Genomic DNA, 20,361 nt, shown 5'->3' with positions numbered 1-20,361 from the left:
TCATTTGCAAGCTTCGCGATGGTAGTGAGCGGGCTTGCAGGGCGCCGCTGTCGTTAACCCCATACGTAGTTCCCGCAGCGGCGCCCCACCCGGCGCCGGACAGCAAAACGCAGCCGATCTCAGACGTCAGCGCGGCTGGCCGCGAGGCGCGCCGCGAGCAGCAGAAACAAGCCGCCACCGAGCGCCTGCAACACACGCCGCACAGGCGCCGCGACCTGCCCACGCACCCGGTCGGTCAGCACGGCGACCGCCAGCAGCCAGCTCACGCCGCTCAGATTGAACAGCAGGCCCAGCAGCACGAAGGCCGCCAGCGGCCGGCCTGCGTGCACGTCGACGAACTGCGGCACGAACGCCAGGAAGAACAGGCCGACCTTGGGATTGAGCAGGTTGGTCAGCAGCCCCGACACGAAGGACTGGCGCAGCGTCGGCAACAAGGCCGCCGCCGCCCGCCCGCCTGCCGCGGCCGCAGCGCCACGCCGCGCGCTGCGCAGCATCTGCAGCCCCAGCCACGCGAGGTAGGCCGCGCCGGCCCCCATGAGCAGGTCGAAGGCCCAGCGCGACGCGGCCAGCAGCGCCGCCACGCCCAGGGCCGCCGCCAGCGCATGGCCCATGCAACCCAGGCCGACGCCGAAGGCCCCGGCCACGCCGTGCCGCCAGCCACCGCGCGCGCTGCGGCTCACGACGTACAGCGTGTCGGCCCCGGGCGTGAGGTTGAGCACCAGGCTGGTCAGCATGAACAGCCCGAGATCATGGATACCGAGGCCGCTCACGATGGCACCGAGCCCGGTCGGCGCGGACCGCGCCGCCGGTGCGCCTTCACGCCGCCGCCTTGACCAGCAGGCTGGCCCGCGCCACCAGCGCGGTCCTGGCGCGCGCGGTGCTCGCCTCGCCATTGAGCAGGACCACGTGACCACCGAGCTTGCCGTTCCACGACAGCTCGGCGACCTGCCAGCGCAGCGCCACGTCTTCGTCGGCGAACACCGGGCTGCGGAACGCGAAGTTCACGTGCAGCACCAGCACTTCATTCGCCGGACCCCCGCGCGGGCGGGTGAAGTGCGACGTGGCCAGGCCCAGCATCATCGAGCTGGTGTGCTCGCCGCTGGCGATCACGCCGCCGAAGCGCGAGCCCGGGGCGTGGGTGCTGTGCAAGGGGTTGGCATCGTTGCACAGCGCCGCGAACGCCTCGATGGCGGCACGGCTGTAGCGGTCGGTGCGCGAGATCAACTCGCCGACCGTGGCCGGCGCGGCGCCGGACGGCAAGGCCCCCTCGCTCACAGCGCCTCGACCGCCAGCGCCGTGGCCTCGCCACCGCCGATGCACAGCGCCGCCACGCCGCGGCGCAGGCCACGCCGCCGCAGGGCGCCGAGCAGCGTGACGATGATGCGCGCGCCGGAGGCGCCGATCGGGTGGCCGAGCGCACAGGCGCCGCCATGCACGTTGACGCGCTCGTGCGGCAGCTCGAACTCGGCCATCGCCGCCATCGTCACGGCGGCGAAGGCCTCGTTGATTTCCCACAGGTCGACGTCCTGCACGGACCAGCCGGTGCGCTGCAGCAGCTTGCGGATGGCGCCGGCCGGCGCGGTGGAGAACCACGCCGGCGCCTGGGCATGCACCGCATGCGCCCGCACCACCGCGATCGGCGCGATGCCGTGCGAGCGGGCCGTCGACTCGCGCATCAGCACCAGCGCCGCGGCGCCGTCGGAGATGCTGGACGAGGTGGCGGCGGTGATGCTGCCGTCCTTGCCGAATGCCGGCTTGAGCGTGGCGATGCGGTCGAGCCTGGCCTTGAAGGGCTGCTCGTCGCGGTCGACCGCCACGTCGCCCGCCTTGCCGGCCAGCGTGACCGGCGCGAGCTCCCAGTCGAAGCTGCCGTCGTTGTGGGCGGCGATCGCGCGCTGCGTGGAGGCGACCGCGAACGCATCCATCGCCTCGCGCTTGAAACCGTAGTAGCTGACGCATTGCTCGGCGAACACGCCCATCGGCTTGCCGCGCTCGTAGGCGTCTTCGAGGCCGTCGAGCGCCATGTGGTCGTACAGCGCCGCCGCGCCGTACTTGATGCCCTTGCGCACGAAGCTCAGGTGCGGCGCGTTGGTCATGCTCTCCATGCCGCCGGCCACCACCACCCCGGCCGAGCCGGCGGCCAGCATGTCGTGCGCGAACATCGCCGCGCGCATGCCCGAGCCGCACATCTTCGACAGCGTCACCGCGCCGGCCGCATCGGGCAGGCCGGCCTTGCGCGCCGCCTGTCGGGCCGGCGCCTGGCCCTGCCCGGCCATCAGGCAGTTGCCCAGCAGCACCTCGTCGACCGCGCCACCCGGCAGACCGGCGCGCTCGAGCGCGGCGCGAACGGCCACCGCGCCCAGCTCCCAGGCCTGCAGCGCGGCCAGGTCGCCGAGCAGGCCGCCGATCGGCGTGCGCGCGGCCGACACGATGACGATCGGATCATTCGTGGACATGGCAAAGCTCCTTCATGAGGGCGAAAGGCGGTTGGGCATCGCACGAAGCCGGCCCCCACGAGCAGACGCCGCGGATCCGGCTCCGCCGGTCCGCCAGCGTCGCCCCCTCGAGGGGGAGCGGCGCAGCCGCAACGGGGGTGGGTGTCATCAAATGGGGTTGTGGCCGAGTTGCGTGGAGGCCGAAGCCGCCTGCAGGGAGGCCGCCTCGGCATCGAGGCTGCCGAAGCCCAGCCCGACCGGGCGACGAAAACGCTTGTGCGGATCGTACGGGAACACGTCGTGCACGTAGCCGCCGGCGATCCGGTCCTTGCGGCCCTGCCAGAACGACGCATCCAGCAACTCGGCGTGGTGCTGCATGAACACCTCGCGCACCGCCGGGTTGCCCAGCAGGAAGGGCCCGAAGGTTTCGGGGAACACGTCCTTCGGACCGACCGAATACCAGATGTCGCCCGACATCTCCTCTTCCTCGTTGCGCGGCACGGGCACCTTGCGGAAGTTGCAGTCCGTCAGGTACTCGATCTCGTCGTAGTCGTAGAACACCACCTTGCCGTGGCGCGTGACGCCGAAGTTCTTCCACAGCATGTCGCCGGGGAAGATGTTGGCCGCCACCAGGTCCTTGATGGCATTGCCGTACTCGATGACGGCGTGGCGCAACTGCTCGGGCGTGGCCTCCTGCAGGTAGATGTTGAGCGGGATCATGCGCCGCTCGATGTAGAGGTGCTTGAGGACCAGGCTGTCGCCCTCCTCCTCGAGCAGGCTCGGGCAGAAGTGCCGGATCTCCTCGATCAGCTCCTCCTCGAAGCGCTGGCGCGGGAAGGCCACGTTGCTGTACTCCAGCGAGTCGGCCATGCGGCCGACGCGGTCGTGCGTCTTGACCAGCAGGTACTTGCTCTGGATGACTTCGCGCGTGGTGTCCTTCTGCGGCGGATAGAAGTCCTTGATGACCTTGAACACGAAGGGAAAGCTCGGCAGGTCGAACACCAGCATCACCATGCCCTTGATGCCGGGCGCGATGCGGAACCTGTCCGACGAATGGCGCAGGTGGTAGAGGAAGTCGCGGTAGAACTGGTTCTTGCCCTGCTTCTGCAGCCCCAGCGCGTTGTAGAGCTCCCAGCGCGGCTTGCGCGGCATCAGCGAGCGCAGGAACTGCACGTAGGCCGACGGGATCTCCATGTCGACCAGGAAATAGGCGCGCGCGAAGCTGAACAGCAGCAGCAGCTCGTCCTCGCCGAACAGGGCCGTGTCGATCGCCAGCAGGCCGCGCGAGTTGTGCAGGATGGGCAGTGCGAAGCCGGTCTCGCGAAAGCCGTTGATCAAGCGGCCGACGATGTAGGCGCCCTTGTTGCGGAAGAACAGCGAGGACAGCACCTGGATCTGGAAGTTGGCACTCAGCTTGACGTCGCCGAACTGCGTGCGAAAGGCCTGCAGCACGTACTCCACGTCGCGCCCCACGTCTTCGAAATCACGCTTGAGCTGGTAGTTGTCGATGATGCGCAGCAGCGTCTCGCGCAGCCCCTCCGACGAGCCCGGCCGGCTCGGGTAATAGGCGCGGTAGGTCGGCTGCGAAGCCGGCTCCTCGTTCTCGATGTACTCGGTGCTGACCGCCGGGCGCACGAAGATGAAGTCGTTGCGGAAGTAGCTGCGGTGCAGGATCTTGGTCGTGACCGAGTTGAAGAAGGTCTCGGCGAGTTCGGGCTGGTGGTGGTTGATCAGCAGGCCGATGTAGTACAGCTTGACCTGCTGCCAGGTCTCGTGCGAGAGCGAGCTGGCCTGGAACTCGCGCTCCAGGCGCTCGGCGGCCTCGTCGACGCGCAGGTCGTAGTACTCGATGCGTTCGCGCTGGGCGCGCTGCTGGCCGTGCCAGTCGGCCGCCTCGAAGCGCTGCTTCGCCTCGGCGCTGGTCTGCCGGAACAGCTTGTAGTGGCGGTTGAAGCCGTCGAGCAGCGCCTGCGCGATGTCGAAGGCGCGCGGGTCGGTCAAGGTCGTGACGAACGGGCTGCCGGCCATCAGGCGCCCTCCCGGCGGTCGTAGCGGCCCTTCACGGTCGCCAGGGCCCGCTCGTATGCGCCGGCCACGTCGGCTGCGCTGTCCACCGTCATGCTCAGGTCCTCGAGGTGGCCGTTGTGCAGGCCATAGACCCAGCCGTGGATCACCACCTGCTGGCCGCGCTGCCAGGCGTCCTGCACGATGGTGGTCTGGCAGGCGTTCAGCGCCTGCTCGACGACGTTGAGCTCGCACAGCGCGTTGACGCGCCGCTCTGTCGGAACCGTGTCGAGCCACAGCTGGTGGCGGTGGCGCACGTCCTGCACGTGGCGCAGCCAGTTGTCGGCCACGCCGACGCGCCGGTCGTTCAACGCCGCCACCACGCCGCCGCAGCCGGAATGGCCGACGACGATGACGTGCTGCACCTTGAGCATGTCGACCGCGTACTGGATCACCGACAGGCAGTTGAGGTCCGAATGCACGACGACGTTGGCGACGTTGCGGTGCACGAACAGTTCGCCCGGCAGCAGGCCGACCAGCTCGTTGGCCGGCACGCGGCTGTCGCTGCAGCCGATCCACAGGTACTGCGGCACCTGCTGCGTGAGCAGGCGCGAGAAGAAACCCGGCTCGCGCGCCTCGGTGCGCTCGGCCCATTCGCGGTTCTTGTCGAAGAGTTCCTGAAGATCGGTGGTCATGCGTGAATTCCTGGATCTGCCTCAATTTTACGCAGGTGCCGCGCGGCACACCGGCGTGCCGCCCGCCGCGGCAAGCCCCTCGGGCACGGCGTTTGCGTTAACGTCCGGCTGGACCCCCGACCACGGCCTGCGCTCGCCCCGCGATGAACGAACTCGAACACCAGCTCGGCTACCCCTGCGGCGAGGCCCTTCCCGCGCTGGGCGGCACGCTCGACATCGCACCCGGCGTGAAGTGGGTGCGCATGAGGCTGCCGTTCGCGCTGGACCACATCAACCTGTGGCTGCTGCGCGACCGGCAGAACGGGCCGGACGGCCCGGTGGACGGCTGGGCCATCGTCGACTGCGGCATCGGCGACGACACCACCCGCGCCGCCTGGGAGCAGGTGTTCGCCGATCAGCTGGGCGGCCTGCCGGTGCTGCGCGTGATCGTCACGCACATGCACCCGGATCACATCGGCCTGGCCGACTGGCTGACCTCGCGCTGGAGCGTGCTGGAGCGGGACTGTCCGCTGTGGATCAGCGCCACCGACTGGAACGCGGCCCGGATCGCCTGTCGCAGCACCACCGGCGTCGGCGGCGACGAAGCGGCGAGCCACTTTGCCCGCCACGGCGTGACCGACCCCGACGCGTTGCAGAAGGTCCGCCGGCGCTCCAACTACTACGCGTCGATGGTGCCGTCGGTACCGACGCGCTTCCACCGGCTGCTCGACGGGCAGCTGCTGCAGGTCGGCGACCACGCCTGGCGCTGCCACGTCGGCTACGGGCATGCGCCGGAGCACATCGCGCTGCACTGCGAGGCGCTGGGCCTGCTGATCTCCGGCGACATGGTGCTGCCGCGCATCAGCACCAACGTCAGCGTGGTGGACCTCGAGCCCGAGGCCGACCCGCTGCGGCTCTACCTCGAGTCGATCGAGCGGCTGCGCGCGCTGCCGGCCGACACGCTGGTGCTGCCGGCTCACGGCCGCCCGTTCACCGGCCTGCACACCCGCATCGACCAGTTGCACGACCACCATGCCGCGCGCTTCGCCGAGGTGCTGGCCGCCTGCGCCGAAGCGCCCAAGACTGCCACCGAGCTGCTGCCGGTGCTGTTCAAGCGCCCGCTCGACTTGCACCAGACCACCTTCGCGCTGGGCGAGGCGATCGCGCACCTGCACGCACTGTGGTTCGACGGGCGGCTGGTGCGCCACGTCGACCGCGCGAGCGGCGTCTACCGCTTCGCCGTGGCCGGCTGAGAGCCCCTGGGCTGAACGAACGACCGCCGTGGCCAGCGCCGCCTCCGGTGGTTCATGCGGCATTGCATTCGAACGCATCGGATTGAAGGTCGGGCCAGTGCTCGTTGCGGTGTTCAGTGTGCTGCCCAGAACGCTGACTGCCGAACGTTGGCGCGGGCGCCGCGCCGGGTCGCTGTGTTGCGTTCATGCCCAGCCGCTGGTATCGCGGCTGGGCGTTCAGCAGCCGAGAGGCGCCTTCCGGCGCCTCTCGCGCGGCTCCACTCCACACAGCAACCCGTCCCAGCGCTGCCACCACCGCGGCCTGCCGCGGTTTGACGGCCTTCGCAGGCTACGGTGATCGTGCTGACCAGGGCGTCGGGTGAATGGCGCAGTGAGGTAGAGGAGGAGGGGTCGGCCGCGAGGCCGACGCCGGGGGACACGAACGGAGCCGTTCGCCCGGCGGCCTGGTCAGCAACGCTCGGTACGTGCAAGCGGCTGGCCGATGGACGCGCCTGGGTATCAGTCGAACGCCGGCACCGACTCGTGGCGCAGCGCACCACGCGCCGTGTCGAGGTCGGGGATGACCGAGCGCACCACGTCCCAGAAGCGCGGGCTGTGGTTCATCTCGCGCAGGTGGGCGAGTTCGTGGGCCACCACGTAATCGATGGTCGGCATCGCGAAATGGACCAGGCGCCAGTTCAGGCGCACCGAGCCGTCGGCGCTGGCGCTGCCCCAGCGCGTCTGGGCCGAACTCAGGCCCAGGCGGCGCACGCTCACGTTCAGGCGCGGCGCGAAGTGGGCGCAACGCTCTTCGAAGATGCGCCGGGCCTGGCGATGCAGCCAGGCCTGCACCACGTCGCGGATCTGCTCCGCCGTGGCGGTGTGCGGCAGGCCCACGTGCAGCGTCAGCCGCGGCACGCCGGGCAGGGCCGCGGCGTCGCTGTCGAGCACCGCGCCGGTGGCACGCGGGTCCAGCACGAGGATCACGGTCTCGCCGAGGAAGGGCAGGCTCGCGCCGTCGCGCCACTCGATGCGCGAGGCGGCGTGCTTGCGGGCCCGTTCATGCTGCTCGACGAGCTTGGCCTGGATCCAGGCCGCCTTCTCGAGCAGCGCCGCCTCGATCTCGCCGCGCCCGACCCAGCGCGGCGCCCGCACGCTCAGGCCTTCGGCGGACACCACCATGCCGATCGAGCGGCGCCGCGCCCGCTGGAATTCGTAGGCCACGACCGCGCGGCCCAGGTCGATCTCGCGCGAGGCGCGGGGGTGGCGGAACAGCATCGGGCTCAGCGCCTCACCGAGCCGCAGGGCCGGCGCCGGGGGGGCTGCCGGCACGGCCAGCCGTGGGGCCGGTTCGGGGATAGCCAGCGCCGCGGCCACCGGCGCCGCAGCGGCCGGCTCGTCCGGCGCGAACAGCGGCAGGTCGAGCTGGCGGAACGGGGCGTTGGGGTCGGCCACAGCGGCCCGGCGCGTCATGGGCTGCGAGTATAGGAGCCCGCCTCCCTCCGCCTCCCAGTTGCAGGCGCGGATCAGCGATCCACGCGCGCCGGCGATGCGTAGGCCTGAGGGTCGATGCGGCGCATCTCGGCCTCGATCCAGGCCTCGACCTCGCGCATCAGCTCGTCGGCCTGGCGGCCGGCCGTGGGGATGGGCCGGCCGATCACCACGTCGATCACGCCCGGCCGCAACACCAGGCTCTTGCGCGGCCAGCATTTCGCCGAACTCACCGCGATCGGCACGACCGGCGTGCCGGTGGTCACCGCCAGCCGCGTACCGCCGCTCTTGTAGACGCCCTGCTCGCCGCGCCTGGTTCGCGTGCCTTCGGGAAACATGATGACCCAGTTGCCCTTGGCCATGTACTCGCGGCCCTGCTCGGCCACCCGGTTCCAGGCCTCGGTGCGCCGGCTGCGGTCGATGTGGATCATGTCGAGCCGACCGATCGCCCAGCCGAAGAACGGGATGTAGAGCAGTTCGCGCTTGAACACGTAGCACAGCGGGTGCGTCATCAGCGTCGGGAACGCAAAGGTCTCCCAGGTGCTCTGGTGCTTGGGCAGCAGGATCACCGGCGAGAGCCGGTCGGTGGGCAACAGCTCCCCGCCCTGCACGCGGTAGCGCACGCCGCAGATCACCTTCGCGCCCCAGACCGACAGGCGCAGCCAGCTGATGCAGATCCAGTAGACCGGATCGCCCCGCACGAAGACGGACACGACCAGCGCCGCGATCGCGAACGGCACGACCGTGATCGCCATCCACACGATGAACACCGCGGAACGCAGCACCGCCAACAGAGGGCTCATGCGCCCAGCGCTCCGGGATTGCTGTCGGGCACTTCGGCGGTGCCGCGGGCGACCGCGCGCTCGTGGCGTTCGCGCTGGACGATGAACTCGGCCGCCGTCGCCAGATCGGCGTGCACCACCGTGCCGGGCACCTGCCGCGCGATGTCGGCGACCTGCGCGTCGCTGAGCCCCTCGCACTTGCCGGTGCGCACCAGGTGGGTCTCGCAGCCGACGGCCGACGCGGCCAGCAGGTCGCGCAGGCTGTCGCCGATGGCGGGCACCTTCGACAGCTCGACGCCGTAGCGCTCGCCGATCTGTTCGAACAGGCCGGGCAGCGGCTTGCGGCAGGCACAGGCTTCGTCGGGCGCATGCGGGCAGAAGAACACCGCATCGATGCGGCCGCCCACCTGGGCCAGCGCGAGGTTCATCTTCGCGTGCATCGCATTGAGCGCCGACATGTCGAACAGCCCGCGCCCCAGGCCCGACTGGTTGGTGGCGATCACCACATGCCAGCCGGCATGGTTGAGCCGCGCGATGCCCTCCAGCGCGCCGGGCAAGGGCTGCCACTCCTCGGGCGACTTGACGTACTCGTCGCTGTCGGCGTTGATGGTGCCGTCGCGGTCGAGGATGGCGAGCTTGACGGGGTTCATGTGGCCAGCCTGGAAAGGTCGGCGACGCGGTTCATCGCGGCGTGGAGGGTGGCGAGCAGGCCGAGGCGGTTGGCGCGCAGCGCCGGGTCGTCGGCGTTGACCATCACGCCGTCGAAGAAGGCGTCGACCGGCGCTTTCAGTGCCGCCAGCGCCTGCAGCGAGGCGCTGTAGTCGCCGCGCTCGAAGGCGGCGTCGGCCAGCGGCTTCACCATGGCGAGGGCCTGCGCCAGCGCCGCTTCGGCCGGCTCCTTCAGCAGCGTGGCATCGACCTTCGCCTCGACCGCGCCATCGACCTTCTTCAGGATGTTGCCGACGCGCTTGTTGGCGGCGGCCAGCGCGGGCGCTTCGGGCAGTGCCGCGAAGGCATGCACTGCCGCCACGCGCTTTGGCATCTCACCAAGACGCCAGAACCTGTCGTCAGCTAAAACTGCCTCGATCTCTTGTGCAGAGGAGCCTTGATCACGAAGTGCGGCTGCCAAGCGATCCTTGAGAAATTGCAGGAGCTGACCTCTAAGAGATGTCGCACTTCCATCTCCGGCTTCAGGGAATCTGCGCACCGCAACCGGCCAACTGGGAGCCGTCATCGCACGGTCAATCGCACTGTCCAGCGTGAGACCAGACATTTGTTCAGTCAGCATGCGAATCACGCCCAGCGCATGCCGCCGCAACGCAAACGGATCCTTGTCCCCCGTCGGCAACTGGCCGATACCGAACAGTCCCACCAGCGTCTCCAGCTTGTCGGCCAGCGCGACCACCACGCCCACCTCGTTGCGCGGCAACCCGTCGCCGGCGAAGCGCGGGCGGTAGTGGTCCTCGATCGCGTAAGCAATGTCTTCGCTGATGCCATCGTGCAGCGCGTAGTAGCGACCCATCGTGCCTTGCAGCTCGGGGAACTCACCGACCATGTCGGTCAGCAGGTCGGCCTTGGCCAGCATTGCGGCCTGGTCGGCTTTCACCGCCAGCGCCTCGCCGCCGAGCTGCTGGCCGATCACCTTCGCGATCGCTCGCACTCGCTCGACGCGCTCGCCCTGCGTGCCCAGCTTGCCGTGGTAGACCACCTTGGCGAGGCCGGCCACACGATCCTCGAGCTTCTTCCGGCGGTCCTGGTCGAAGAAGAATTTCGCGTCGGCCAGCCGCGGGCGCACCACGCGCTCGTTGCCGCCGATCACCGCGCTGGCGTCGTCCGGGCTGATGTTGCTGACGATCAGGAACTTGTTCGTGAGCCTGCCCGCCGCGTCGAGCAGCGGGAAGTACTTCTGGTTCGCCTTCATCGTGAGGATCAGGCATTCCGGCGGCACCGCGAGGAAGCTCTGCTCGAACTGCCCGAGCAGCACGTTGGGCCGCTCGACCAGCGCCGTCACCTCATTGAGCAAATCCGGGTCGTCGATCGGCGTCAGCCCTTCCTTCGACGCCGCCGCCTGCAGCTGGCGCGCGATCTCGCCATGGCGCGCCGCGAAGCTGGCGATCACCGCGCCCTGGTCCTGCAGCTGCTGCGCGTAGTGGTCGGCGTGCTGCAGCACCACCGGGTCCATCTGCGCCTCGAAGCGGTGGCCGTGCGTCTCGCGGCGCGATTCGAGCCCGAGCGCCGCGACCGGCACCACGTCGGCGCCGTGCAGTGCCACCAGGCCGTGGGCCGGGCGCACGAACTGCACGCTGGTCCAGCCTGGCAGCTCGCCGGTCTCGAGCTGGTAGCTCATCAGCTTCGGGATCGGCAGCTTCGCGATCGCTTCCAGCAAGGCCTTCTGCAGCCCGGCCGCGAGCATCGCGCCGGGCACCACGCTGTCGAAGAACAGCGCCTCGGCCTTGCCGTCCATGCGGCGCTCGAGCCGCGCCGCCGCCGAGGCGTCGGCGCCCAGGCTGGCCAGCTTCTTCAGCAGCGCCGGCGTCGGCTGGCCGTCGGGCGCCAGGCCGACGGCAACCGGCATCAGCTTGTGCGACACCGCCTTGTCGGGCGCGGCCGGCAGCACGGCACTGATGTGCGCCGCCAGCCGGCGCGGCGAGGCGAAGGGCGTGGTGGCCGAGTGCTCGGTGGCCAGGCCCTGGGCCTTCAGGCTCTCGGCCAGCGTGTGGGCGAAGGACTCGCCGAGCTTCTTCAGCGCCTTCGGCGGCAGTTCCTCGACGAACAGCTCGACGAGCAGGTTCTTGGTGTCGCTCATGCTCGGGCCGCCTCGTCCGCGCTCACGGCCTTGGCCGGCTTGCGAGCGGATTCGCCCGCCTTCTCGATCTCGGCCACCCACTCGCGCGGCGCCATCGGGTAGCCCAGCCGGGCGCGGCTGTCGTCGTAGCTCTGCGCCACGCTGCGCGCCAGGTTGCGGATGCGGCCGATGTAGGCGGCCCGCTCGGTGACGCTGATCGCGCCGCGGGCGTCGAGCAGGTTGAAGGTGTGCGCGGCCTTGAGCACCTGCTCGTAGGCCGGCAGCGCGAGCCGCTGCGCCATCAGGTCCTTGGCGTTGCCCTCATGGGCCGTGAAGGCGCTCAGCAGGAACTCGACGTTGCTGTGCTCGAAGTTGTAGGCGCTCTGCTCCTGCTCGTTCTGCAGGTAGACGTCGCCGTAGCTGAGCCCTTCGGTCCACTGCAGCTTGTAGACGTTGTCGACGCCCTGCAGGTACATCGCCAGGCGCTCGAGGCCGTAGGTGATCTCGCCGGTGATCGGCCGGCAGTCGATGCCGCCGACCTGCTGGAAGTAGGTGAACTGCGTGACCTCCATGCCGTTGAGCCAGACCTCCCAGCCCAGGCCCCAGGCGCCGAGCGTCGGGTTCTCCCAGTCGTCCTCGACGAAACGGATGTCGTTGACCTTCAGGTCGAAGCCCAGCGCCTCGAGCGAGCCGAGGTAGAGTTCCAGGATGTTGCTCGGCGCGGGCTTGAGCACCACCTGGTACTGGTAGTAGTGCTGCAGGCGGTTGGGGTTCTCGCCGTAGCGGCCGTCCTTCGGCCGGCGCGACGGTTGCACGTAGGCGGCCTTCCACGGCTCGGGGCCGAGCGCGCGCAGGAAGGTCGCGGTGTGGCTGGTGCCGGCGCCGACCTCCATGTCGTAGGGCTGCAGCAACGCGCAGCCCTGGTCGGCCCAGTACTGCTGCAGGCGCAGGATGATTTGCTGGAAGCTCAGCATCGTGGTGTGTGGGGAAGAGGGGGCCGCAGCGCGCGGGCGCCGGACCGGAGCCCGGATTCTAGGTGGCGCCTGTGCGGCCGGCGGCAGCGGGTCGCCTGTCGCGCGCGGGCTGGTCCGCCCGCTCGCTCAGCGCGGCCGGCGCTCGGCCAGCCGCATCTCCAGGCCGACCGGGAACATCGTGAAGGCCAGGCGCTCCCGCGGCGGAGCGCCGCTCGCGGTGCCGACGGAGCGCAGCTCGAAGTTGCGCGCCAGCATCGCCAGCACCATCTTCATCTCCAGCAGCGCGAGGTAGCGGCCCGGGCACAGGCGCGGCCCGGCGCCGAAGGGCATCGACGCCTTCTGGACGGCGCGCTCCGGGCCCGCCGCGCCGGCGCGCCAGCGGCCCGGCCGGAAGTCCGCCACGTCCTCGGCCAGTCGGGCGTCGAGCGCCGCGCGGCGCATCAGGCAGAACACCACGGCGCCGGGCGGCAGGTGGAAGCCGGCCAGGGCAGTCTCGCGGTTGGCTTCCAGGAAAATGAGCGGCGCCACCGGCTTGAGGCGCATCGCCTCGCTGACACCGGCCTCGATCGTGTCGAAGCCGCGCGCCGCATCGAAGCTCGGCGGCAGCAGCGCGTCGCCGAGCGCGGCGTCCACCTCGTCGACGAGCGCCTGCCAGTCGGCGGGATGCTCGTGCAGCAGCCAGATCGCCCAGCTCAGGGTGTTGGCGGTGGTGTCCTCGCCGGCGAGCAGCACGGTCAGCACGTTGCCGGCCACTTCTTCCTCGGTCAGCACGCTGCCGTCGGCGTCACGCGCGGCCAGCATCGCTTCCAGCAGGTCGGCCGGGCGCTCGCGCCGCGAGGGCTCGTCCTGCAGGCGCTGCCGGGCGGCACGGATGAAGCCGCGCACCGCTTCGTGCACGTGGACGAGGTGGCGGTCGTGCTCGCGGTCGATCGGCAACCTGACGTAGCGCCAGTAGGGAAAAGGCAGGTTGATGCGGCGGAACAGCATCGGGAACAGCTTGTCCAGGTGATCCTGCAGCGGGTAGCGCGCGTCGATGGTGTTGATGTCGGCGCCGAAGGCCAGGCCGGCGGTCACGTCGACCGTGTAGCGCATCAGCGAGGCCTGCAGGTCGACAGGCTCGCCGCGCCGCGCGGCCTCGCGCCACGACGCCATCAGCCGCTCGGTCACCCGCAGCAGCGAGGGGTAGAAGCGCTTCAGGTGGCCGGGGTCGAAGGCACTCATCACCAGCCGGCGCTGGCGCCGCCAGTCCTCGCCCTCGGCGGAGAACACGCCGTGGCCGCCGGTCTCGCGGATCACCGCCTCGATCGGCCGCATGCGCCGCCAGGTGTCGGGCCGGTCGCGCAGCGCGGCAGCGATCACCCCGGCATCGGAGACGACCAGCACGTCGCGCCGGCCGACGCGCAGGCGGTAGGTCGGGCCATAGCGATCGGCCCAGGCCTCGAACTGCTGGTGTAGGCGCGGCAGCTCGAACTGCAGCAGGTTGCCGACCAGCGGCCAGCCACGCGGCCCCGGCAGATCGGCCACCTGCCGGTGGATCGAGCCGCCGGGGCATCGGGCTCCGGCAACGGCGTCGGCATCGGTCGGCATGCGCATCTCCTGACAGCCCTCGAGCCGACAGTGTCCGCGAAACGGACCCGGTGCCGACCCCGCCGACGTGCCTCCGAAGCTCACCATGGTCGCCGGCCGCTCGCCCCTTGCCGCTGCGATCGTCGCTGCGGGTCGATGCCTTCGATGCCGCATCGCAGCATGTGCTTCTCGTGTGGCTGCTGCGCGACCCGGCTAGGATGCTGCGGCCTTGCACCGCTGCGCCATCGTGACCCCTGCCCTTCTTCGCACTCGTCTCCTGCCCTGGCTTGCCGCCGCGCTGGCAGGCTGCGCGGTGCAGACCTACGAGCCGCGGGCTGTCGATCCCGCAGGCTTTCAGGCCGCGTGGCTGGCGAGCGGGGTCGACGATGCGGCGCTGCGCGAGTCGCTGGCGCAGCAGGGCGTGGACACCGGCCGCTGGCCGCTGCCGGCCTGGGACCTGGAGGCACTGACCGCCCTGGCGATCGCGCGCCACCCCGACCTCGCCGTGGCGCGCGCCGAACTGCAGGGCGCCGAAGCCGCCCGCGGCACGGCACGGCAGCGCGCCGGCAGTGCCGTCGAGTTCGGCCTGGAGCACCACAGCGCCGACGGCGCGAGTTCGTCGCCCTGGAGCCTGGGCGTGGTCTTCGATGCCGTGGTCACCGGACAGTCGCGCCGCACCGCGCAGGCCGATGCCGCCGATGCGCTGGCGCTCGAGGCCGGGCAGCTCGCGGCCCAGACCGCGTGGCAGGTGCGCCAGCGCGTGCGCTCGGGCCACCGCGAACTGTTCTTCGCCGGCCGGCGGGCCCAGGCCAGCGACACGGCCTGGCAGCTCCGGCGCGACATCTCCGCAGCGCAGGCCGCGCGCCTGGCGCACGGCGCCGCCGACGCGCGCGAGCACCTGCTCGCAGTCGACGCCGAGGCCGAGGCGGCCCGCCAGGCGGCGCAGGCGCGAGATGCATTGGCCCGTGCACGGCTCGCGCTGGCCGCGGCCGTCGGCCTGCCCGTCGAGCAGTTCGACGCGTTGACGCTGCGCTTCGACGATCTCGAACGCGAACCGCCGTCGGCCCCCGCCGCGGCCCTGCAGCGCGAGGCCTTGGTGAACCGCCTCGACGTGCGCGCCGCGCTGGCCCGCTACGCCGCCGCCGATGCGTCGCTGCGGGCCGAGCTGGCGAAGCAGTGGCCCGAGATCGTGCTGAAGCCGGGGTATGCCTGGGACCAGGGCGACAACCGCTGGTCGCTGGGCCTGGCACTGAGCCTGCCGCCGGGCGGGCGCAACCAGGCACCGATCGAGCAGGCCCGCGCGCAACGCGAACTCGAAGCGGCGCGCTGCGGTGCGCTGCAGGTCGGCGCCATCGCCACGCTCGACGCTGCACGGCAGGCGCTCGACGCCGCCGACGCGCAGCGCCGGCAAGCGCAGGCGCGCTGGGCGGCTGCGCAGCGCTTCGCCGAACGCGCGCAGCGCCGCCTGCAGGCCGGTGATGCCGACCGGGTGGAGCTGCTGACCGCGCGCCTGGCCGAGGCCGAGTCGCAGCGCCAGGCCGTCGAGGCGCAGGCCGCGAGCTGGGCCGCGCTGGGCTCGCTCGAGGACGCGGTGCAGCGCCCGCTCGATGGCACGAACCTCGCCCCGGGCGGCGAGCGCCGCGCGCAATTCGCCGATCCGGCCCACGCCACACCCTCGCTGCCATGACCCGCCCCGCCCTCGTCAGGCTGCTGATCGCGCAGACCGTGCTGCTGGTGCTCGTCGGCTGGGCCGGCGTCTACTTCGGTCGCGACGAATACCTGCTCGCCACCGCGAAGCATCTGGGCGACGACGAAGAGTCGCTCGCCAAGGCGCCGGCCGCGATCGACGTGAACGGCGTGCCGACGGTGCGCCTGAGCGCCGCGGCGCGGCGCAACGTCGGCATCGAGGTGGCGGCGCCGGAGCCGGCCGAGTTCGGCGCCGAGACCGACGTGCCGGTGCTGGTGCTCGACGCCCAGCCGCTGGCCGAGCTGCAGGGCCGGCTGCGCGCCGCGCGCCACGAGGCCGAGGGCGCCCGCGCGCAGGCCGCCGCCAGCGCCGCCGAGCGCCAGCGCGTGCAGGCCTTGTACGACGACGACCACAACGCGTCGCAGCGCGCGCTCGAGGCCGCCACCGCGCAGGCCGCGACCGACGCCGCGCGCGCGCGGGCCGCGCAGGCCCAGCTGGCCGCGCTGCACGACAGCGCACTGGCGGCCTGGGGGCCGGCGCTCACGCGCGAACTCGACGGCGACGGCCCCGGCCCCGTTGCGCGGCTGGCGTCGGGCCGCGACGTGCTGCTGCGCGCCATGCTGCGCGGCGACGCCGCCGTGCCACCGGGCGCGCGGCTGATGCTGAGCCTGGCGGGCCGCAAGGAGCCGCTGGCCGCCGCGCCGCTGGGGGCCAGCGGCGCGGGCGCCACGGGCGAGTCCGGCGGCGGCCGCAGCCTGTTGTTCCGCACCCAGGGCAGCGGCCTGGTGCCGGGCCAGCGGCTCTCCGGGCAGCTGCACGGTGCGGGTGCGCGCCAGCAGACCGGCGTGCTGGTGCCGGCCTCGGCCGTGGTGTGGCACACCGGTCAGCCCTGGATCTACATCGACGAGACCAACGAGCCGCAGGACGTGTCACCGCCGGCGTCCGGCGGGGGGATGCCCGCGGCCGCCCCGAAGGCCACGAGGCCGCGCGACGGCGATGACGACGACCGGCCGACCGCCGCGGGTGCCGCGTCCCTGCCGGCGGCGGTTCCGGCATCGGCGCCGCCGGCCCCCGCTGCCGCGGCCGACGACACCCATTCGTTCCAGCGCCGCGCCGTGCCGCACGCCCGCCGGATCGGCGAGCAGTGGTTCCTGCCGGGCTTCGCCGAGGACGACGCGGTGGTCGTGCGCGGCGCCCAGGTGCTGCTGTCGGAGGAACTGAAGTTCCAGATCCGCAACGAGAACGACGACTAGGGATGTGCCGGCCCCCACGTCGCTTCGCTCCTGCCCCCCGGGGGTGCGCTCAGTCGCCTTGGGGCGGCCCGGCGGCTGCATGCCAGCCTCCACGTCGCTTCGCTCCTGCCCCCCCGGGGGTGCGCTCAGCCGCCTTGGGGCGGCCCGGCGGCGACTGACCGATGATCTCGTCGGTCATCCGCTTCTCGGTCCGGCATGCAGGCCTCACGGTGGCGCTGGCGCTGGCGCTGCTGGGCTACGGCGTCACCCGGATGCTGGGCGCGAGCCTCGACGTGTTCCCGGAGTTCTCGCCGACGCAGGTGGTGATCCAGACCGAGTCGCCGGGGCTCACCGCGCCGTGGGTGGAAGCGCTGGTGACGCAACCGATCGAGCGCGCGATCCAGGGCCTGGAGGGCCTGCAGTCGCTGCGCTCGCAGTCGATCCCGGGCCTGTCGGTGGTCACCGTCGTCTTCACCGACGGCACCGACATCCACCGCCACCGCCAGAACGTCGCGGAACGGCTGGCACAGGCCGCGGTGGAGCTGCCGCCGGGCATCACGCCGACCCTGACGCCGCTCACCTCGTCGGCCAGCACGGTGCTGGGCGTGGGGCTCACGTCCGACACGCTCGACGGCCCGGCGCTGCGCACCCTGGTCGACCGCACGCTGCGCCCGCACCTGCTGGCCACCACCGGCGTGGCCGACGTCAACGTGTTCGGCGGCGAGCGAGCGCAGTGGCAGATCCAGGTCGAGCCGGCCCGGCTGGCGCGCGCGGGGCTGTCGCTCGGCGAACTGGCCGCCGCCGCGCGCGAAGCCACCGGCGTGCGCGCGGCCGGCTTCGTGGAATCTGCCAACCAGCGCATCGGGCTGGGCATCGAGCCGCCGGGCCTGGCGCGTGGCAGCGACGCGGACGCGGTGGCCGAGGAACTGGGACATGCGGTGGTCCGGCCGGGCTCGAGCGGCGGCGCACCGCTGCTGCTGCGCGATGTGGCGCGCGTGGCGCCGGGTGGCGCGCCGCGCATCAACGCGGCGCTGATCGATGGCAAGCCCGGTGTCTTCCTGCTGGTGCAGGGCCAGCTCGGCGCGAACACGCGCGACACGACGATCGCGCTGGACCGCGCGCTCGACCGCATCGCGCCGGTGCTGGCGCAGTCGGACGCCACGCTGCACCGCGACCTGTTTCGACCGGCCAGCTTCATCGAGACGGCGGTCGGCAACGTGCAGCGCGACGTGATGATCGGCGCACTGCTGGTGGTGGTGGTGCTGTTCGGCTTTCTCTACAACGTGCGCACCGCGGTCGTGTCGGCGCTGGCGATCCCGCTGTCGCTGGTGGCCGCGGTGGTGGTGATGCAGGGCCTGGGCACCAGCCTGAACATCATGGTGCTGGGCGGGCTGGCGATCGCGCTCGGCGAGGTGGTCGACGACGCGATCATCGACTGCGAGAACATCTACCGCCGCCTGCGCGAGAACCGGCTGCTCGCCACGCCGCGGCCGGTGGCGCAGGTGGTGGTCGACGCGTCGATGGAGGTGCGCTCCTCGGTGGTCTATGCCACCTTCATCGTCGCGCTGGCCTTCCTGCCGCTGCTCACGCTGTCGGGCGTGGCGGGCAAGCTGTTCGCGCCGCTGGGCCTGGCCTACATCGCCGCGATCCTGGCGTCGCTGGTGGTCGCGCTGACGGTCACGCCGGCCTTGTCGCTGTTGCTGCTAGCGAGGAGCCGGCTGCCCGCGGGCGACCCGCCGCTGGTGGCCTGGCTGAAGCCGCGCTACGGCCGCCTGCTGCTGGCGGTGGAGCAGCGCGCGCGCGGCGTGCTGGTCGCGGTCGGCACGCTGATGGTGGTCGGCATCGGCGCACTGCCGCTGTTTCGCAGCGAGTTCATCCCGCCGCTGAAGGAGGGCCACTACATCGTGCACATGGCCGCGGTGCCGGGCACGTCGCTGGACGAATCGCTGCGGCTGGGCGAGAAGGTGTCCGGCGCGCTGCTGGGGGTCCCCGGTGTGCGCTCGGTCGCGCAGTGGGTGGGCCGGGCCGAGAACGGCGCCGACACCTTCGGGCCGCACTACAGCGAGCTGGAGGTCGAGGTCGGACAGGTCTCGGGCGACGAACAGCGGCGCCTGCTGGCCGCGATCCGCAGCACGCTGGCAGGCGAGACCTCGCCGGCCGGCCTGCACGATGCCGACGGCGCGCAGGCGGGCTTCGCCGGCCTGCAGTTCAGCGTCAACACCTTCCTCACCGAGCGCATCGGCGAGACGGTCAGCGGCTTCCCGGCCGACGTGGTGGTCAACCTCTACGGCCGCGACCTCGATGCGCTGGAGCGCGACAGCGAGGCCGTCGCGCGCCTGCTGGCCTCGCTGCCCGGCGCGCTCGACGTGCAGCTGCTGGCACCGCCCGGCACGCCGCAGCTCGGCCTGCGGCTGCGCGCCGACCGCCTGGCGCACCACGGGCTGAGCGCCGGCGTGGTGATGGACGCGGTGCAGATCGCCTACGAGGGCCTGGAGGTCGGGCGCCTGCACCAGGGCGACGCCGCCACGCCGCTGGTGCTGGTGCTGCCGCCTGGCGAGCGCCGCGAGGCGAGCGCGGTCGCGCGGCTGCCGCTCGCCACGCCGCTGGGAACGGCGATCGAGCTGCGCGACGTGGCCGATGTCGAGATGCTGCAGGGCCGCGCGAAGATCCTGCGCGACGGCGGGCGCCGGGTGCAGACCGTGACCGCCAACGTCGCGCGCGGCTTCGATGGCGAAACCCTGGTCACCCAGCTGGAGCAGCGCCTGGCCCAGCCCGGCCTGGTCAGCACCGGCCACCATGCCGAGGTGCTGAGCAAGGCCCAGGCCCAGCGCGCAGCGCGTGACGAGCTGCTGCGCGTCTCGCTGCTGGCCGCGCTGGGCGTGGCGGCGCTGCTGCTGCTGGCCTTCGGCTCGGTGCGCCACCTGGCGCTGGTGTTCGTGAACCTGCCGTTCGCGCTGATCGGCGGCGTGGCGGCGGTGCTGGCGACCGGCGGGCTGCTGTCGCTGGGCTCGGTGGTCGGCTTCGTCACGCTGTTCGGCATCACGCTGCGCAATTCGATCATGCTGGTGTCGCACTACCAGCACCTGGTCGAGGTCGAGGGCCGGGCCTGGAACCTGGAGACGGCGCTGCAGGGCGCGCTGGAGCGGCTGCCGTCGATCCTGATGACCGCGCTGGTCACGGGCCTGGGCCTGGCGCCGCTGGCGCTGGGCAGCGCCGAGCCGGGCCGCGAGATCGAGGGCCCGATGGCGACGATGATCGTCGGCGGCCTGGTCAGCTCGACGCTGCTGAACCTGCTGGTGCTGCCGACGGTGCTGCTGCGCTTCGGGCGCTTCGCGGCGCGCGCGCAGTCAGGCGACTGATACCGACTCGCATTCGAACCTGTCAAATCACCCGGCGTCTTTGGGCTCCTTGCAGCCGTTCGTGCGCGTGGGGTGTTGAGGTTCGAGGCGTCATCGGGCCGGCTTCCTGCACGTACCGCGCATTGCTGACGAGGCCGCCG

Annotated in this window: 15 protein-coding genes; 4 read left to right on the top strand and 11 right to left on the bottom strand. The window is 71.7% G+C overall.

The genetic code is table 11. From position 1 onward, the window contains the following. Positions 1 to 119: 119 nt before the first annotated feature. The 5 genes from ACQY9S_RS19675 to can all read right to left on the bottom strand — a co-directional run bounded on the left by ACQY9S_RS19675 (position 120) and on the right by can (position 5,134). Positions 120 to 770, bottom strand: coding sequence for a LysE family translocator (locus ACQY9S_RS19675; protein ID WP_428422060.1), 651 nt, complete (start codon positions 768 to 770; stop codon positions 120 to 122). 46 nt (positions 771 to 816) lie between these two features. Then, complete coding sequence (locus ACQY9S_RS19670) at positions 817 to 1,260, bottom strand: MaoC family dehydratase (protein ID WP_428422058.1); 444 nt, start codon at positions 1,258 to 1,260, stop codon at positions 817 to 819. Positions 1,261 to 1,271: 11 nt separating this feature from the next. Further along, positions 1,272 to 2,456 (bottom strand): acetyl-CoA C-acyltransferase, encoded by a 1,185-nt coding sequence (locus ACQY9S_RS19665; protein ID WP_428422057.1) that lies wholly within the window; start codon positions 2,454 to 2,456, stop codon positions 1,272 to 1,274. Between the two features lie 147 nt (positions 2,457 to 2,603). After that, complete coding sequence (aceK, locus tag ACQY9S_RS19660) at positions 2,604 to 4,463, bottom strand: bifunctional isocitrate dehydrogenase kinase/phosphatase (RefSeq protein ID WP_428422055.1); 1,860 nt, start codon at positions 4,461 to 4,463, stop codon at positions 2,604 to 2,606. Beyond that, positions 4,463 to 5,134 carry a carbonate dehydratase gene (gene can, locus ACQY9S_RS19655; protein ID WP_428422053.1) on the bottom strand — a complete coding sequence of 224 codons (672 nt, stop codon included), beginning with the start codon at positions 5,132 to 5,134 and terminating at the stop codon, positions 4,463 to 4,465. Before can ends, aceK begins: the two co-directional genes overlap by 1 nt. A 143-nt stretch (positions 5,135 to 5,277) precedes the next feature. On the opposite strand from can, the gene ACQY9S_RS19650 reads away from it, so the two are divergent. Next, positions 5,278 to 6,366: an MBL fold metallo-hydrolase gene (locus ACQY9S_RS19650; protein ID WP_428422052.1), complete on the top strand. Its 1,089-nt coding sequence runs from the start codon at positions 5,278 to 5,280 to the stop codon at positions 6,364 to 6,366. 498 nt (positions 6,367 to 6,864) lie between these two features. On the opposite strand, the gene ACQY9S_RS19645 is transcribed toward ACQY9S_RS19650, so the two are convergent. From ACQY9S_RS19645 to ACQY9S_RS19620, 6 genes are all read right to left on the bottom strand, one after another. Then, on the bottom strand, positions 6,865 to 7,818 hold the full coding sequence (locus ACQY9S_RS19645; RefSeq protein ID WP_428422051.1) for a M48 family metallopeptidase: 954 nt from the start codon (positions 7,816 to 7,818) through the stop codon (positions 6,865 to 6,867). A 53-nt stretch (positions 7,819 to 7,871) separates the two neighbouring features. Further along, a complete protein-coding gene (locus ACQY9S_RS19640) occupies positions 7,872 to 8,639 on the bottom strand; it encodes a lysophospholipid acyltransferase family protein (protein ID WP_428422049.1) in 768 nt (255 codons plus the stop codon). Further along, a complete protein-coding gene (gene gmhB / locus ACQY9S_RS19635) occupies positions 8,636 to 9,268 on the bottom strand; it encodes a D-glycero-beta-D-manno-heptose 1,7-bisphosphate 7-phosphatase (RefSeq protein WP_428422047.1) in 633 nt (210 codons plus the stop codon). The genes ACQY9S_RS19640 and gmhB overlap by 4 nt, the downstream gene beginning before the upstream one ends. Further along, positions 9,265 to 11,424 (bottom strand): glycine--tRNA ligase subunit beta, encoded by a 2,160-nt coding sequence (gene glyS / locus ACQY9S_RS19630; RefSeq protein WP_428422045.1) that lies wholly within the window; start codon positions 11,422 to 11,424, stop codon positions 9,265 to 9,267. Before glyS ends, gmhB begins: the two co-directional genes overlap by 4 nt. Beyond that, complete coding sequence (glyQ, locus tag ACQY9S_RS19625) at positions 11,421 to 12,377, bottom strand: glycine--tRNA ligase subunit alpha (RefSeq protein WP_428422043.1); 957 nt, start codon at positions 12,375 to 12,377, stop codon at positions 11,421 to 11,423. The genes glyS and glyQ overlap by 4 nt, the downstream gene beginning before the upstream one ends. Positions 12,378 to 12,503: 126 nt before the next feature. Further along, positions 12,504 to 13,964 (bottom strand): cytochrome P450, encoded by a 1,461-nt coding sequence (locus tag ACQY9S_RS19620; RefSeq protein WP_428422041.1) that lies wholly within the window; start codon positions 13,962 to 13,964, stop codon positions 12,504 to 12,506. A 226-nt stretch (positions 13,965 to 14,190) separates the two neighbouring features. Here ACQY9S_RS19620 and ACQY9S_RS19615 point away from each other — a divergent pair, with 226 nt between their 5' ends. The 3 genes from ACQY9S_RS19615 to ACQY9S_RS19605 all read left to right on the top strand — a co-directional run bounded on the left by ACQY9S_RS19615 (position 14,191) and on the right by ACQY9S_RS19605 (position 20,221). Further along, the gene (locus tag ACQY9S_RS19615) at positions 14,191 to 15,630 is read left to right on the top strand and encodes a TolC family protein (RefSeq protein ID WP_428422040.1); all 1,440 of its coding nucleotides are present in this window, start codon (positions 14,191 to 14,193) and stop codon (positions 15,628 to 15,630) included. Next, positions 15,627 to 16,883 carry a hypothetical protein gene (locus ACQY9S_RS19610; RefSeq protein ID WP_428422038.1) on the top strand — a complete coding sequence of 419 codons (1,257 nt, stop codon included), beginning with the start codon at positions 15,627 to 15,629 and terminating at the stop codon, positions 16,881 to 16,883. Before ACQY9S_RS19615 ends, ACQY9S_RS19610 begins: the two co-directional genes overlap by 4 nt. A gap of 161 nt (positions 16,884 to 17,044) precedes the next feature. Further along, a complete protein-coding gene (locus ACQY9S_RS19605) occupies positions 17,045 to 20,221 on the top strand; it encodes an efflux RND transporter permease subunit (RefSeq protein WP_428422037.1) in 3,177 nt (1,058 codons plus the stop codon). Positions 20,222 to 20,361 lie beyond the last annotated feature (140 nt).

It is taken from the genome of Methylibium sp. (assembly GCF_965279545.1).
In the GTDB taxonomy this organism is placed as follows: Bacteria; Pseudomonadota; Gammaproteobacteria; order Burkholderiales; family Burkholderiaceae_C; genus Methylibium.
Note: the sequence above shows the minus strand (reverse complement) of the source record. Positions and strands in the feature narration are given on the sequence as shown.

Bases quoted from the DNA above. Each gene is read 5' to 3' on its own strand.
- ACQY9S_RS19665 (WP_428422057.1), bottom strand. From the start codon at position 2,456: ATGTCCACGAATGATCCGATCGTCATCGTGTCGGCCGCGCGCACGCCG.
- aceK (WP_428422055.1), bottom strand. From the start codon at position 4,463: ATGGCCGGCAGCCCGTTCGTCACGACCTTGACCGACCCGCGCGCCTTC.
- can (WP_428422053.1), bottom strand. From the start codon at position 5,134: ATGACCACCGATCTTCAGGAACTCTTCGACAAGAACCGCGAATGGGCC.
- ACQY9S_RS19650 (WP_428422052.1), top strand. From the start codon at position 5,278: ATGAACGAACTCGAACACCAGCTCGGCTACCCCTGCGGCGAGGCCCTT.
- ACQY9S_RS19645 (WP_428422051.1), bottom strand. From the start codon at position 7,818: ATGACGCGCCGGGCCGCTGTGGCCGACCCCAACGCCCCGTTCCGCCAG.
- ACQY9S_RS19640 (WP_428422049.1), bottom strand. From the start codon at position 8,639: ATGAGCCCTCTGTTGGCGGTGCTGCGTTCCGCGGTGTTCATCGTGTGG.
- gmhB (WP_428422047.1), bottom strand. From the start codon at position 9,268: ATGAACCCCGTCAAGCTCGCCATCCTCGACCGCGACGGCACCATCAAC.
- glyS (WP_428422045.1), bottom strand. From the start codon at position 11,424: ATGAGCGACACCAAGAACCTGCTCGTCGAGCTGTTCGTCGAGGAACTG.
- glyQ (WP_428422043.1), bottom strand. From the start codon at position 12,377: ATGCTGAGCTTCCAGCAAATCATCCTGCGCCTGCAGCAGTACTGGGCC.
- ACQY9S_RS19620 (WP_428422041.1), bottom strand. From the start codon at position 13,964: ATGCCGACCGATGCCGACGCCGTTGCCGGAGCCCGATGCCCCGGCGGC.
- ACQY9S_RS19610 (WP_428422038.1), top strand. From the start codon at position 15,627: ATGACCCGCCCCGCCCTCGTCAGGCTGCTGATCGCGCAGACCGTGCTG.
- ACQY9S_RS19605 (WP_428422037.1), top strand. From the start codon at position 17,045: ATGATCTCGTCGGTCATCCGCTTCTCGGTCCGGCATGCAGGCCTCACG.